Here is a 14,502-nt window from a genome sequence, read left to right on the forward strand (position 1 = left end):
GTTAATTACAGCTGTTTAACAAGAGACTGCGCGGTACTTTTGCCTTCCAAGTTGCTGGTAATGACCTCGTCAAGCAACTTTTTGGCCTGCTCTTTATCCATCGGTTGATTCCGTTTGAGCCGGGCGAGTGCTTCGAGGAACGTTCCTGGATTCGAATACAGGTCTGTTCGCTGACTCAGGCGGTGAAAACGCGCTATGGCTTCGTCGTAATTTGCCTGTCGCAGGGCAACAAGACCGGCCAGTTTCAGGACGCGGTCATTATCGGGCTGCTCGATAAGTAGCTGATTAAAAATCAGTTCAGCTTCCTGGAATTTTTGCTGGTTATACAGGTCAATACCCTGTTTAAGCCGGTCAGCCGGGCCGCCACTCATGGTCGTGCTCAACTGACCGTATTGCTGGTTGAGGTAAGTGTCGGCCAGTTCTACGGCACTTGTTGGCCCGCCAGCCTGCCGGAAGATGTACCAGCCCAGTCCCAGCAGCAACAGGACACTGGCGGCTGCAACCCAGCGCATAGGCGCCAGCCGGCGCCGGGGGGTTGCCACGGTCGGTTCGTCGGACCCGGTGTGTATGGGCGGTTGCGGATGTTTGTTCCGGCGCAGGGCATCCAGTTCGGCCAGGCGCTGCTCGCGGGCTTCCTGCCGGGCTACCTGTTTGGTCAGCACGTAAAAGGCGAGCGCATCGGCAAGGGCCGGGTCAGTGCGGAGCGAGGTCTCAAACCGCGTTCGTTCGTCGGCGGAGAGTTGACCGTTCAGGTAGTTTTCAATGATCTCCAGATCGTTCATAGCATATCGCGATAGCGTTCGCGCAACTTTTCGATACAGCGCAGTCGGCTGGTTTTGGCCACAGCGGCCGTGTTGTAGCCCATGGTCTGCGCAATTTCGTCGTCAGAATACCCTTCTCCCCAGGCCAGAATCATGGCGCGGCACTTATCGCCGATACTGCGCAGGTGCCGGTGCAGGGCGTCTACGTCGCTCTGGGCAATGAGCCGCTGTACCGCCGAACGGGCTTCATCGGGTAATTGCAGGAGCGTATCGTCGAGAGACAGGGCATCGTGGACACTACTTCGGTTAGTCGTCTTTTTCCGAATAGCGTCAACACATTTGTTCGAAAAAATTTGATAGAGATACGTTTTAAGCTCCGAACGGCCCTCAAACCGGCCGGTGGTAATGTGTTCGAAGAGAGTCAGGACCGAATCGGAGTAAGCGCTGGCGCAATCGTCTTCGGTCAGCCGGTGTTTTCGCACCCCGTCGGCAATGAGGTAATCGTATTTTTCGTACAGCTTATTTTCAAAGAGCCGACGCTGTGTACCACCCGACCGGATACCCGCCATCAAATCCGCGTCCGATAACTGCCGGCGTAAAGGCTCCATAAGAAGTAGAGAAAGAGAGGTTTATGGGACGTAAAGTAGACAAAAACAGGCAATAAAGACTAGGATCATTCGATAATTAGTCCCTGATAGCACCGGCCTGCATCACGATCCGGCTCAGGCTATGACGACATCTTCGGCCAGCGGGCACTGAAACGTAACGAGGGTACCGGCTCCGGGCGCTGACTCTATATGGAGTTGCCCGCTCAGCGATGCGGCCCGCTGGTTCAGGCTTCTTAGTCCGTTGCCGGTTGTCCGATCCGCTACCCTAAACCCCCGCCCATCATCGCGCACACTGACCTGGAGTACGCCGGCCTGCTGTCTTACCTGCACGTAGACATGCGACGACTGCGCGTGTCGGACGGCGTTATGCAGCATCTCTTTCACCATCAGAAACAGATCCCGCCGTCCTTCGGCCGGCAGAACCCAGGTAGGATCGCTGTCGAGCGGCAAATCCAGATGAAGCTCCGTAGGCTGGTGATCGAAGAGCAGGCTGGCCGTTTCGCGCAGGCGGAATGAAAAACTCTCCAGCGACGTTTGCGCCGAGTTCAGACTCCAGACTATTTCGCGCATGGTGGCTACCACCCGCCGGGATGTCTGCCCGATGGTCAGGATCAGGGCGCGCGCTTCGTCGGGTTGGCGGTCGAGCTGGCGGGCGGCTGCCTGGCTGAGCAGGTTGATACTACTCAGGTCAGAGCCTACGTCGTCGTGCAGGTCGCGGGCAATGTCGTCGCGGATGCGCTGAAGTTTTTGCTGTTTCCGTTCGTTTTCGAGGAGTTGCTCGATCAGTTGCGCCTGGTATTTTATTTTTTCCTGTTCATTCTCGCGGTTCCGCAGCGACATACCCAGCGTGAAGCACAGTACTTCACCTACCACGCCGAGTTGCATGAATGTTATCGGGTACGTAAACGGATGGTCGATCTGGCGGGTAAACAGCGCCGGAATGAAATTTATACAGAGGGCCAGCAGACAACCCGACGTAAACAGCAGCGATCCGACAATAAAGTAGGTCACCACAGCCTGCCGCAGCCGCAGAATCCGGGGCATCACCAGCAGCGCACCAGCCGCCACACTGAACCGGTTGATCGTATACAAAGTACTCCGCAGGCTGTCGGAAGCTCCGGCCAGCCACAGCACCGTATCGAGCAGAGCCCCGGCCATCAGTATGGTGGTAATGACCCAGAGTATCCGGTAGCTGACGGAATCCTGCACCGCAATGTTCATCAACAGCACCGCAAACCGGATGTAGAGGACAAAGGCAATGGTTTCGAGCAGGGCGGCCCGGTAATCGGCTCCGGGCAGGTAATCGACCTTACCGTAGCCGATGTCATCGATCCAGAAGGTAGCGACCATACACAGGATATAGAGCGCATACTGCCAATAGATCGACTTCTGCTGCTGAAAATAGCTCAGCAGGGCATACAGCGCCATCATGCATAGCATGCCGTCGAGGAACAGGCGTAGCGTCGTGTAGGCGGCAGGTAAAGCCATACTAAAAGCCTATGATCAATAGGTCAACCAGTTATCCTACAAACATACGAGTAAGCCCGAATTTTCCTAGGGAATCAGAAACGGACGTGGACTCACACAAAGAGCCAGCACCAGCAGCGCCAGCCAGCCCAGTAGTTGCCGCTTACCATCGAGTGGTTCGTCGAGCTGGGTTTCGGGATGGTAAATACCCAGAAAGCGGCCCAGCACAAAGGCAAAGGCCAGAAACCCCGAGTATCCTTCCCAGTCGGGCCGGAACGAAGAGATGACCAGCTGCGCCATAACAACACTGAGCGTTACGAGTAGCGGAGTCATGCGAAAGCCCGCCCGGGGACCATCCTGCTCGTCTATTCTGGAGAAACACAGGTAGAGAAACAGCACATAAAGTCCGAAATACCCCAGCTGTGAGAAAAAAGCATCGTCGGTAGGCACGGCAAAATCGGCGGGTTTGAAGACCCCAAGTCCGGCATAGAAGACAAAGCCCGTGAAGAGCACCGGCGCTACCCGGTTAAACCGCGTCCGGCCAATAAGTCCGTACAGAATATGTCCGCCATCCAGCTGACCAATGGGAATCAGGTTGAGCGCGGTGAAGAACAGGGCCAGATACCCCGCCAGCAGAAACGGATAATGAACCATTTCGTAAGGGTGCGGCACCCGCGCCGGATCGGCCACGTACGTTTTAAAAAACCAGAACAGCAGGTTATCGCCCAGCCCTACGGCTCCGCCCGGGGGCAGGTTAGCATACACGTACTTCCCATAATCGAGGCCGTATTTCTGGTACTCCGGGTGAATGCTGAAGACGTATTCCGGTGGCGGCAAGTGAGTGAATCCATACCAGAGCACAACCAGCGCCAGCGCAAATCCGGCCAGCGGTCCGGCAATACCAATGTCGAAGTACTTGCGTCGGCTGCCGATGTAATCTTTGATCCGGATAAAGGCCCCCAGCGTACCGATGCTTTGCCCGACCAGGAACCAGAGCGGTATATAATAAGGCAGGGTTACCCGCACCCGGTTGGCCTTTGCGGTAAAGTAATGGCCAAACTCGTGTACGGTCAGAATAGCCAGAAAGGGCACCGAAAACTGCAATCCGGCCACAAACTCGGCCCAGCCCAGGGGTTTCATGTCCTCGATGGCGATGAAGAGCCGGCCAAACATCCATTCCGCTCCTGAGAGGGTGGTGGTAATCAGGGTAAGCAAAAAAAGACCTCCGTGCAGGAGGTAGGTACGAGTGCGCTGGTTCATGTCGAAAACGCGGGTACAAACCCGTTCAGTGAGCAGAAAGGCGGTATGACCGCATCACGATAAATCCTTTACGTAGTCCAGCATCGTCAGGGGTGGCTGCACCTGAACCGCCTGAATACCTAACTCGGCGGCTGCGCGGATGTTCAGGGCGTTATCGTCGAAGAAAGCGGTTTCTTCGGCCCGGATGCCAGCCTGGGTCAGCACGTGCTGATAGATCCCGGGCGATGGTTTGGCCATCCGGAGGTCATACGAATAGAACACCGTCTCGAAGAGTTCTTCCAGCGCTGGCTGCCCCATGCCGGTCAGCACCTGGTTGACCTGCCGGATATGGATGGGACTGGTATTGCTCAGCAGGAACAGCCGGTAGCGGGTCCGCAGCTGTTTGATGCGCTCGATGCGCTCCACGGGCAGATCGAGCAGCACGGTATTCCAGGCCGTATCGATGATTTCGTCGGCCCAGTCTTTAGGTGCATCGCTGTACTGGCTGATCAGTTGCCGGACATGGTTGCGAAAGGCGTCGTCGTCGATCAGGCCGGTCTCGTAGTGATTCAGGAAATCGTGCTGCTGCCAGAGGTCCCGTACGTCGTCTTCGGGCATGTTGGCCAGCATGGCAAAATTGCGGATCGGGGCCGTCAGGTCAATGGGGATAATAACGTCGCCGAGGTCGAAAATAAGGTTTTTGAGCGTTGCGGGGTCGAGTGTAGGCTGCATAACTGGCCGATAAGCGGTACGTTCAGAAAACCAAAGATACGGGTAGAATAGCACACAACCCGTATCCGTCCTCTTTCCGATTTATGCCGGTCAGGGGGCCAGCGCGTAGGCCACATACTGATCGCCCGATTTTGATTTTAGCTTGCCCCCGCCACAGGCAATCACAACAAACTGCCGACCACCTACCGAATAGGTAGCCGGGGTCGCGTAGCCGGCAGCCGGCAGGCTTGTTTGCCAGACGATCTTGCCGTTTTTTTTGTCGATGGCCCTCAACTGGCTGTCTTTACTGGCCGCGATGAACAGCAGCCCGCTGCCCGTTACCAGTGGCCCTCCGTAATTATCGGTGCCGGTAGGCGGAATGCCTCTGGCGGTCAGTTCGGGGTACTCGCCCAACGGCACCTGCCACCGGTGTTCGCCCGTATTGAGGTCAATGGCGGTCAGCGTACCCCAGGGTGGCGCACTGACCGGATAGCCCTGGCTGTCGTACCAGCGGTTATAGCCCGTATGCTGGTAAGGTACATCACGGGTACGAGCCCGACTCGCCTGAGCCGGGGTGGTTTTGTTCAGCAGATAGTCGACGATGGCTTTCCGTTCCGCTTCGGGTAAATGAGAGAAGCCGGGCATCATACCCCGCCCCCTGAGTACCACCTGATGAATAGCCTCCGCCGAGAGCCGCCGGTCGATCCCGAGCAGCGACGGATACGACCCGTCGTGATTGCCGCGCCGGTCGGCTCCGTGGCAGGATGAACAGTTTGCCTTGTACAGTTGCGCCGTCGACACCAGGGCTTTCCCGGCGGGCTGGTCTTTCAGGATAAGCGTCGAATAGCAGGGGTTCTGCTTGGCCGGAATGTAGATGGTTCCTTCCGGGTCGGTAGCGGCTCCGCCCCACTGTGCGCCCCCGTCGGTGCCCGGAAAGAAGATGGTCGTCTCCGCCGTCAGGGGTATATACGGGCTGCCGGTGCGGGCTTTTCGCAGCATGGCTACCAGGGCCGGCCGGTCCGAAGCCCAGGGGTTAATGTCTTTCTCGGTAAAGGTCTGCTGCGTAAACGGGGCAGGTTTCAGGGGAATTGGCTGGGTGCGGCTGGTCTGCTCACCCGCTACGGCATCGCCGGGAAACGGTTGTTCAACGACCGGAAACAAGAGTTTGCCCGTTACCCGATCAAAGACAAACACGTGTCCCTGTTTGGTTATCTGAGCCACCGCGTCGATGCGTCGGGGCCTGCCGTCCGACCCTTTCTGCACGACCGTCAGCAGGTTGGGGGGCGCGGGCGGGTCGCGATCCCAGATGTCGTGGTGAACGAACTGAAAATGCCACAGGCGCTTCCCGGTGGCGGCATCGAGCGCCAGCAGGCAGTTGGCAAACAGGTTATCGCCTTTTCGGTTTCCTCCGTAAAAGTCATAGGCGGCCGATCCGGTGGGTACAAAGACGATACCCCGCTGCCGGTCAATAGCCATGCCGGCCCAGGCGTTGGCCCCACCCAGCCGTTGGCGGGGGTTGGCGGGCGACCAGGTCGAGTACCCATACTCGCCCGGCTGCGGAATGGTGCGAAAGGTCCAGACCGTTCGGCCGGTGCGTACGTCGTAGGCGCGCACGTCGCCCAGCAGCGCGGTTTCGCCTTCGGCCAGCCGGGCCCCCACGATGATCAGATTTTTGTAGATGGTGTTGGGCGTATTGGCCCGAACGTAGTTGTCGCCACCGGGTCGGTCGATGCCTTGCTTAAGGTCGATATAGCCGCCCTGTCCGAAGGACTCGATCCGGGTGCCGGTGCGGGCCCGTAGCGCGTAGAGGTTGTTACCGGCCCCGAAGAAGATCCGCTCGTCGGTGCCGTCGGTCCAGTAGGTTACGCCCCGGCTGGTGGTGCCGTCGGTATCGGGCAGGTTCGTTTTCCAGATTTCTTTACCGGTAACTGCGTTCACCGCAAAGGCCTGGGTATTGGCCGACACACCGTAGAGGATACCGCCTATAACGATCGGGTTACACTGCATCTGGGTTCGGTTCCCAACGGTATCGGCCCCACCCGACGCATAGCGCCAGGCCACCTCCAGGCGCTGCACATTAGCGGGCGTAATCTGAGCCAGGGGCGAATAATGGCTGCGATGCCCGTCGCCGTTGTATTCAGGCCAGTCGGTATTCGGTTCGGGGCTATTAAGCATCAGGCCCGCCGAGCCTAAAACAGACACAAACCCGAGCAGCACACGTTGCATTCCAGACAGGTAAGCCATACTATCCAATTCGGAATAACTAGAACAGTCGACAATCCGGGCCGGTCAGTACAGCCTGCCCATTCGTGAACGAAGCGTGGGTAGCTGCTCTTTTTACTCGTCCACCAACCCGCCCGTTCACCTGCCCGGAAACCGGAATGGACAGGCGAACGGGCAGTCAACCGAATAACCAATCGGCTCAGAAACGACCAAACTCCTGATAGACCTCGAACGGATCGCGGCCGGTAGCCATCGCCTGACGACTCTGAGCCTCATCGGCAAAGGCCTGTTCGGCAATTTCCAGCACTTTGATGGTCAGCTCCTGCGGCACCACCACCACCCCGTCGTTATCGCCGAAGATGTAGTCGCCGGGATTCACCTGCAGCTGGCCGCTCATGCCTTTGACGTAAATGGGAATCTGGTAATCGACCACCATGAACCGGCCAAAAGCCTCGACTGGATTCCGAAACCGGCAGAACGTAGGAAAACCCATATCGATCAGGTAATTGGAGTCGCGCGTGGACCCGTCAATGACAGCCCCTACACAACCCGCAGCGGCAGCCGCGGTGGCGGATATTTCGCCAAACTGCCCGCAGGAGGTGTCGCCCTGCGTATCGCGGATCTGCACAACCCCATCGGTCATACTCTTGAACATACCCAGCCGAATATCATGCACTTTATGGTCGCGGCTGGGCGTCGCGATACCATGGGCGGTAAACGCAGGCCCGGCCACTTTCATGGTATGAACCAGCGGGTAGATACCGCTCGACATACACTGGTTGTGGTAGCCCAGCCCTTCGAGGGCATCCGAGATCAGCGCGGCATACAGTTTTTTGTAGCGGTAAGCTACTTCGGCGGTGTCGTAGTCTACGAAGTGCTTGCGGACGGGATAATCGTTAGCAATGATTTCCATGTAATCAGTTGATTTATAAGTTACAATTTCAATACGTTCAGTCAGTTAGTTTCAGGCAACACAAGGCTGACCAGGCCGATGCGTCGACGCTTGCCCTTTACAGGCTATGTTCTTTATCGGCCTCAAAAAACCAGATAGCCCCCGCCCCGATCAGTAGCCCCCCGACCACATATACACCCGAGAGGCTGGCCAGCCCAATGGTTAGCCCGAGCGTTGGTTTCAGCACGCCCAGCAGATAAGGAGCCGATGCGCCGATCAGAAACGCACAGGCCAGCATCAGCCCGTAGGCCGATGAACGGATGGTGGGTGCTACTACCTCATACAGGGAAGCCACGATGTTGGAGTCGTACCAGCCCCGGAATATGCCGAAGCCAAACAGGGCTGCGTAGGTCATGGCCTGACTCTGGCTCATGCTGATCCAGTAGATGAAGGGCGCGCCCAGCAACAGCCCAAGCGCCTGGATCACGAGTCGGTTGCGGGGGTTGACGCGGGCAAAATGATCGGCCAGCTTTCCGCCCGACAGTACGCCCAGAAAAGCACCCGCATGGTGATAGAAAAGGGCGGAGAAACCCGCCTGGGTCAGACTCAACCCGAACTTATCGACCAGAAACGAGGGCATCCAGGTCAGATACCCCACATTCACGAATACCATGCAGCCAAACCCCAGGGTAAGCAGTATCACCGTTGGTTTCCGGATAATGGCCCGGGCCGTGGCCACGATCTGAGTTGTGGATTCCTGTTGGCTGGCGGGCCCGGCGGCCGGTACGTCTTCGGGAATGAGTCGGAAGAAGACAGCCGCCAGCACGATGCCCAGTCCGCCAAACAGGTAGAAGGCATGACGCCAGCCGTATCGTTCACCGATGTAGCCCGCAATCAGTCCGCTCAGGATGATCCCGAAATAAACGGCCGACTGGTGAATGGACAAGACAAAGGACCGGTTATGGCGGTAGTTCTCGCCCAGCATCGCGTTGGCCGATGGCGCGTAGAAGGCTTCGCCCCCACCCGTTCCGACGCCCCGCAGCAAAACAAACTGCACCACCGACGAACACAGGCCCGTAAACAGGGTGGCCCCCGACCAGAACAGCAGGCAGAACCCGATGATATTCCGGCGCGAGAACCGATCGCCAATAAAGCCCGCTACCGGCACCAGCAGCCCGTAGGTCCAGACCAGCGCCGACGCAATCAGGCCCAGCTCCGCGTCGGTCAGGCCCAGCTCGGTCCGGATGAGCGGTAGCACCACGCTGAAGATCTGCCGGTCGGCCTGGTTCAGGAAAAAGGCCAGCCATAGCAGGATCAGCAGGGTCCAGCGAACGGGCGCCTGGGGCGGTTTCGGGCGGGCGGCCTCTGGTATCGGCACAATTCCTAGTGGTTCGGATGGGTTCATGTTGGATCGGGTTTACTTGCTTGTTTTCTGAACCAGCAGCGCTTTGGTATCCAGCGGCAGGCTCACCACCGGCGCGTTCCAGGCACTGACAGTGACCGATACCGTTCCGGCTGGCCGTTCGCGGGGAGCGTCGGGCCGCTGGGTGTCGCCCCGCCAGAGCACCGTAGCGGCCAGGGTCCGGACTTCGCCGGGGGCCAGCCAGAAATAGTTGTCATCGGCAACGAGGGCGCGTCTGGCCCCGGCAATGTCGAGTCGGGTCATGAAGGCGGGCGTCGTGCCTGCGTTCCGTACCTGCACCATTAGTTGCGAGCGGCTATCGTCGAGCGGCTTCATCGACAGCAGTTTGCTTTCGAGCGTGGTGGTTGTTTTCTGAACGGTTGCTTTCAGGAAAGGTCCTTTCTCGATCGCCGGCCAGGCTACGGGTTCCGCTACGTACCTATCGTGAGTGGTTTTGTCGTCCATCATCGTCAGCGAACGCGGGTAATAAATGGAGCGCGATACCAGCTTGCCCGACGCGTCGGTTAGTTCAGCCACGACAAACAGGAAGCGGTCTTTATAGGCAGCCGGGATCGCAAACGCCCCGATGGTTGCCGAACTGACGGAGGGCCCGGCCGCAATGGCGAGCGGCTTGGTGGCTTTCCAGAGTGGGTTGAACCCATCATCCAGCACCGTTACACGTACCGTATGACCGGCCAGTGCCTGCGGCTGGGCGTGGGTGACCTTGGCGGTCAGCCCGATGGTTTCGCCGGACGCCCAGATCAACCGGGGCAGGTCGATGGCTACGTGGGTCGGCTCGTAGGTGCGTTTCAGAAAATAGTACGGAGCGGCTGCCTGTCCGAACCAATCCATCAGCTGAATAGCAATGACGGGCCAGTGGCGTTTGAACACCCAGGGCATCAGCCCAGCCGTAACGGGGTAGTTACCCTGCATCTTTTCCGAGAAGACCTGATAAAATTCCCCCGCCCCAATCTGCGACGCTTCGGAGATGGACTCGAGCGTTGGATCGGCCATGTCGGCAATGTGCGACGCCCGGCTCAGCATACGCGGCACCCGACCGGGGCCGTATTCGGTAAAGTGATGAATGAAATCGGGGTGCGCGGGGCCAAACGCTTTATCCCACATCTTGCCCAGCCCGGTAAACTCCTTATTGTCGACAGTCTCCAGAAATACACCCGCTTCGGGAATACTATGCATACCCGTTTCTGACACCCACGGCTCAAACTTGTAGCTGCGGTTATACCAGCTGGGGTCCATGTCGGGATAGGCGTGCATGGAGCCATCGTCGGGGGTGGTACGGACAAACAGCCTCGACTTATCGAAGATATCCAGGTTCCGTTCGATGATGCCCATGGAAGCGGCATTGCCGTACGAGTATGGGTTAAACTCGTTACCACCGTTCCAGATCGCGAGCGAGGGGTGGTTCCGAAGCCGGAAAATATTCTGCACTACCTGCGCTTCCCAGACATCCTGCGGATAGTCGGGCGTATCCTGGTTTCCGATCGGAAAATCCTGCCAGACCATCAGCCCCAGCTCGTTACAGATGTCGTAGAAGTGATCGGTTTCGAGCAGCCCCCCGCCCCAGATGCGGATCAGTTGTACGCCCATTTTTTTGGCGGCTTCGAGGGTCCAGCGGTAGCGTTCGCGGGGCAGATCGAGCAGGATATCCTGCGGGGTGAAGTTCATTCCCTTCACGAAGAGTTTCTGCCCGTTCACGATAAACTGCCAGTTTTCCCACCGGTCGGCGGTGCGCGGCCCGGCGGTGGGTACGCGCTCAATGGTACGGATGCCATAGTCAAACTGCATCCGGTCTACCGGGCTGCCGTTCTGCTTCAGCGTCAGGCTGACGTCGTACAGGTTCGGGTCGCCCATACCGTTCGGATTCCAGCGCTTCGGGTTCGGCAGAGTGATGTCCTCTTCGAGCCAGATACGGCCTTCATAGGCGGTAACCGGGTACTCGCGGCTGAAACCCTCGCCCGGCTTGGTCCTGGGCGACTGACCGCCGGACCCGGTCGCTGGCGCCATTGCCTTTGGCCTGAGTTCGACCAGCACACTCAGCGTTTCGGCCACCGGCTTGAAAACGGTTCCTTTTTCGTTGGGGTGGTTTAGCTGGGTGTTGTTCCAGGGGTGAAGCTGTTTCTGGAGCGAGTGGGCCTGCGCGAATACTTCGGCCGAGAGGTGCAGCTGGGCCGCGCTGGCCGTCAGGCTTCGGGTGGTCATATACGGCCGTTCCAGATGAAAGGGCGGTACAATTTCGAGCCGGACGCCCTGCCACATACCCACCGAGAAAAACGGTTCACCCCCCGAGCCACCCGAAATCACCCACGGCTTAATGATTTTACCAGTGGCGCGGGGATTAAAGCCGGTTCGTTTCGAGTAATCGAATTCGCCCGAGGCTGTGCGGGGCAGGTTCTCGTAGTCGGTTGCCCGGTTTCCCCAGTTACCCGCCCGCACCTCTACCGTGATGTCGTTTTTGCCGCCCGGCTTCAGGAAACGGCTCACCTCAACGGTAGGCCCGCCAAACATGCCCTCATGAACCCCCACCAGGCTATCGTTGACCCAGACTTTCGAGAAGTAGTCGACGCCGTCGAAACAGAGAAAAACAAAGTTATCCCGGGCAGCTGCCGGCACGTCGACCGTCTTTTTGTAGTACCAGGCCTTTTCTTCGACCCAGCGGTACTGGGTTGAGTTGCGGTTATAATACGGATGCGGCAACCTGCCGGCCTTGAACAGCGACCAGTGAACCGAGTTAGGGATGGTCGTCTGAAAAGCCCCCTGGCGGCTCTGCTTCAGGTCCGTTACCGGCTTATCGGCATACGACAGTTCCCAGCCACGGCCCGACAAATCGATGTGCTGCGCGCCCGTTCGGGGGGTTATGCGGTACGGTTGCCAGAGCTTTCTGGCGGTCATGTCAGACTGGGCCGACACTCCGCTCGTTAGCAGCCACAGGCCTAAAAAGAGTGCGCTATATAGCTTCATGCTATGCTTTCGGTTAGTTGGTTTTGTAGGGTTTTACCTGTCCATACCCCCGCATCAGCAGGAGTCCACCATCAATGGTGATGGTAGTACCGGTCATGTAGCTACCGGAGTTAATTAAATCGACCAGTACGCCGGCGATCTCGTCGGGCAGGCCGAACCGACCGGCGGGAATACCGTTGTTCACCGTCTGAAGCAGGTCGGGGTTCTCCCATACATCCCGGTTGATATCGGTCTGCACGGCCCCAACGGCCACCGTGTTTACCCGAATCTGGTGCGGCCCCAGCTCCATGGCTATGCCTTTCATCAGGGTTTCCAGCGCCCCTTTGGTTGCTCCGTACACGCTCAGTCCCAGACCCGGCCGTATTCCATTGACCGACGTAACTGTCCAGATGCTGCCCGCTACCTGATGCCTGACCATGTTGCGGGCCACCGACTGGGTCAGGAACGTGGTGCTGCGGAAATTGACGGCGTTGAACAGCTCAAAGTCGGCTTCCGTAACGTCCAGAAAATGGCGCTTGTACGATACCCCGGCATTGTTCACCAGTATATCCAGCCCGCCGGTCATGTCCCAGGCCACCTCGCCCAGTCGAATAGCCTGCTTCACATCCGATAGATCGGCCTGCAACACATACGCTGTTCCGCCCTTCTCCCGAATGGCTTGGGCGACTCCGGCGGCTTCGGCCTGGTTCTCGTGGAAATGCACCACCACCTCATGGCCTTCGTCGGCCAGACGGAGCGCAATGGCCTTACCTATTCCCCGGGAGGCACCCGTTACCAGGGCTTTTTTTGGTGTTGACTCCATCAGTAGTCCAGTTTTACGATGATTGACCGGGAGAAATCTGGCAGCGACAGCGCTTTGCCAGGGGTACCCTTCGTCCAGACACCTTTCCAAGGATCATAAAAGGAAAGCGTTCGGGAGGCCGGAAGCCCCGGCTTTATGGTTTTTCGGGACAGCACGGCTGCCGGCCGGTTAGCCTCCAGCTCGCTTTTCCAGTTCGAGGCAGTGTCCTTCACCCAAAGCAGGGTAGTTGTCCGGCCCCGTAAGCCGTAAATCGTCAGGCCATTGTCGGCCGATAGCCGGAAGGGTGCGGCCTGCTGCGCTACCGGGTCGAAGCCGCTGATGGCTTCGTTGAATCGGCTGAAATGCCACCACAGGTTATTTTTTTCGATGTAATAATCCCAGTGCCAGCTCTGCCCCGGCCCAGCCGCTCCCGCGAAGAACGGAGCGAACAGGAGGTCGTGCAGTAAGGTCCCCTGCGTATCGGCCGGGTACCGTAAAAAGGGACCGGTATGGTGAGGCTCCACGGCCCCCACTTCCGACAGCAGAACGGGTTTTGCCGGTGCCAGGGCCAGTAGACTGCTGACCGCGTCGCTGGCCAAAACATCCATCGGTGCCTGACAAACGGGTAAGGACGCCCCTTTGTCGAGGTAGCGATGGGCCTGCGCCAGCTCGTTGTTCGGCAGCGCCGAGTACGTCCGGTACAGCTCATGCTGTTTGGGCGAATCGTAGCTTCCGAGCGTTTGCATCACCAGCTGATTCGGCACCAGCGCCTTCACCCTGTCGAGCATGTCGGTTGTCCACGTCAGCAGCAAGGACTCGTCGTCGACCCGTACCGAGTTCAGCTCATTCCATAATTCCCAGCCGAAAACCGTTGGGTTGTTGCGGTATTTTCCGGCGAAAAAAGCGACCCGGTTCAGATACAGTTGCTTTCCTTTTTCCGAGCGAAAAAACGCATCCATCGACGAGACCGCCCCGGCATAAACGGGTTTATCAAACGGAACGGAAGACGGAAAGGGCGCCGGTGAGCCGGTGACTTTGCGAAAATGTTCCAGGCAGAATTTGATGCGTATGCCGTGCTTTTGGGCCAGCCCGACCAGGCCGTCGATCAGCGTTTCGGTTTGTTTATCGACCAAACCCGGCTGCTGCTTTTCGACTTCCAGCATAGGCGTACTTAACCAGACGCGCGTAAAGTTTCCGCCACTGGCAGCCAGCCGGCCAAAATAGTGGTCGTAGTAGGCCAGCAGGCTGTCACCATTCGTCACCAGGCGGGCAAAGCAGATATTGGGGCCCACCGGAATAAAAGGTTTACCCGCCAGCTCCAGATACCTCGGATTGGTTTTGCTTACCCGTACAAACGCGCTTGGCTGGGCCACCCCCTCCAGACAAATGAGTAGCACCAGCAGCAGTACGTTTCGAGTCAGAGAATAATACATAACAGC

General features: G+C 58.2%; 11 protein-coding genes. All 11 read right to left on the reverse strand.

The window, feature by feature from the left end:
- Nucleotides 1-5 precede the first annotated feature (5 nt).
- Complete coding sequence (locus B1C80_RS05125; protein WP_077919972.1) at nt 6-782, reverse strand: hypothetical protein; 777 nt, start codon at nt 780-782, stop codon at nt 6-8.
- Nucleotides 779-1,369: an RNA polymerase sigma factor gene (locus B1C80_RS05130; protein ID WP_077919973.1), complete on the reverse strand. Its 591-nt coding sequence runs from the start codon at nt 1,367-1,369 to the stop codon at nt 779-781. The genes B1C80_RS05125 and B1C80_RS05130 overlap by 4 nt, the downstream gene beginning before the upstream one ends.
- A gap of 114 nt (nt 1,370-1,483) precedes the next feature.
- Complete coding sequence (locus tag B1C80_RS05135; protein ID WP_077919974.1) at nt 1,484-2,857, reverse strand: sensor histidine kinase; 1,374 nt, start codon at nt 2,855-2,857, stop codon at nt 1,484-1,486.
- 66 nt (nt 2,858-2,923) lie between these two features.
- On the reverse strand, nt 2,924-4,096 hold the full coding sequence (locus tag B1C80_RS05140) for a site-2 protease family protein (RefSeq protein ID WP_077919975.1): 1,173 nt from the start codon (nt 4,094-4,096) through the stop codon (nt 2,924-2,926).
- 54 nt (nt 4,097-4,150) lie between these two features.
- Nucleotides 4,151-4,807 (reverse strand): HAD family phosphatase, encoded by a 657-nt coding sequence (locus tag B1C80_RS05145; protein ID WP_077919976.1) that lies wholly within the window; start codon nt 4,805-4,807, stop codon nt 4,151-4,153.
- Between the two features lie 90 nt (nt 4,808-4,897).
- The gene (locus B1C80_RS05150) at nt 4,898-7,012 is read right to left on the reverse strand and encodes a PQQ-binding-like beta-propeller repeat protein (RefSeq protein ID WP_077919977.1); all 2,115 of its coding nucleotides are present in this window, start codon (nt 7,010-7,012) and stop codon (nt 4,898-4,900) included.
- Between the two features lie 196 nt (nt 7,013-7,208).
- The gene (locus B1C80_RS05155; RefSeq protein ID WP_077919978.1) at nt 7,209-7,922 is read right to left on the reverse strand and encodes an RraA family protein; all 714 of its coding nucleotides are present in this window, start codon (nt 7,920-7,922) and stop codon (nt 7,209-7,211) included.
- 97 nt (nt 7,923-8,019) lie between these two features.
- Nucleotides 8,020-9,306, reverse strand: coding sequence for an MFS transporter (locus B1C80_RS05160; RefSeq protein ID WP_077919979.1), 1,287 nt, complete (start codon nt 9,304-9,306; stop codon nt 8,020-8,022).
- Nucleotides 9,307-9,318: 12 nt separating this feature from the next.
- The gene (locus B1C80_RS05165; protein ID WP_077919980.1) at nt 9,319-12,282 is read right to left on the reverse strand and encodes a sugar-binding domain-containing protein; all 2,964 of its coding nucleotides are present in this window, start codon (nt 12,280-12,282) and stop codon (nt 9,319-9,321) included.
- Between the two features lie 13 nt (nt 12,283-12,295).
- A complete protein-coding gene (locus B1C80_RS05170) occupies nt 12,296-13,084 on the reverse strand; it encodes an SDR family NAD(P)-dependent oxidoreductase (RefSeq protein WP_077919981.1) in 789 nt (262 codons plus the stop codon).
- Nucleotides 13,084-14,496 carry a hypothetical protein gene (locus B1C80_RS05175; protein WP_077919982.1) on the reverse strand — a complete coding sequence of 471 codons (1,413 nt, stop codon included), beginning with the start codon at nt 14,494-14,496 and terminating at the stop codon, nt 13,084-13,086. Before B1C80_RS05175 ends, B1C80_RS05170 begins: the two co-directional genes overlap by 1 nt.
- Nucleotides 14,497-14,502: the final 6 nt, after the last annotated feature.

The sequence above is a fragment of the Spirosoma sp. 209 genome, from assembly GCF_002006735.1.
Taxonomy (GTDB): Bacteria; Bacteroidota; Bacteroidia; order Cytophagales; family Spirosomataceae; genus Spirosoma; species Spirosoma sordidisoli.

Bases quoted from the DNA above. Each gene is read 5' to 3' on its own strand.
- B1C80_RS05125 (WP_077919972.1), bottom strand. From the start codon at position 782: ATGAACGATCTGGAGATCATTGAAAACTACCTGAACGGTCAACTCTCC.
- B1C80_RS05130 (WP_077919973.1), bottom strand. From the start codon at position 1,369: ATGGAGCCTTTACGCCGGCAGTTATCGGACGCGGATTTGATGGCGGGT.
- B1C80_RS05135 (WP_077919974.1), bottom strand. From the start codon at position 2,857: ATGGCTTTACCTGCCGCCTACACGACGCTACGCCTGTTCCTCGACGGC.
- B1C80_RS05140 (WP_077919975.1), bottom strand. From the start codon at position 4,096: ATGAACCAGCGCACTCGTACCTACCTCCTGCACGGAGGTCTTTTTTTG.
- B1C80_RS05145 (WP_077919976.1), bottom strand. From the start codon at position 4,807: ATGCAGCCTACACTCGACCCCGCAACGCTCAAAAACCTTATTTTCGAC.
- B1C80_RS05150 (WP_077919977.1), bottom strand. From the start codon at position 7,012: ATGCAACGTGTGCTGCTCGGGTTTGTGTCTGTTTTAGGCTCGGCGGGC.
- B1C80_RS05155 (WP_077919978.1), bottom strand. From the start codon at position 7,922: ATGGAAATCATTGCTAACGATTATCCCGTCCGCAAGCACTTCGTAGAC.
- B1C80_RS05160 (WP_077919979.1), bottom strand. From the start codon at position 9,306: ATGAACCCATCCGAACCACTAGGAATTGTGCCGATACCAGAGGCCGCC.
- B1C80_RS05165 (WP_077919980.1), bottom strand. From the start codon at position 12,282: ATGAAGCTATATAGCGCACTCTTTTTAGGCCTGTGGCTGCTAACGAGC.
- B1C80_RS05170 (WP_077919981.1), bottom strand. From the start codon at position 13,084: ATGGAGTCAACACCAAAAAAAGCCCTGGTAACGGGTGCCTCCCGGGGA.
- B1C80_RS05175 (WP_077919982.1), bottom strand. From the start codon at position 14,496: ATGTATTATTCTCTGACTCGAAACGTACTGCTGCTGGTGCTACTCATT.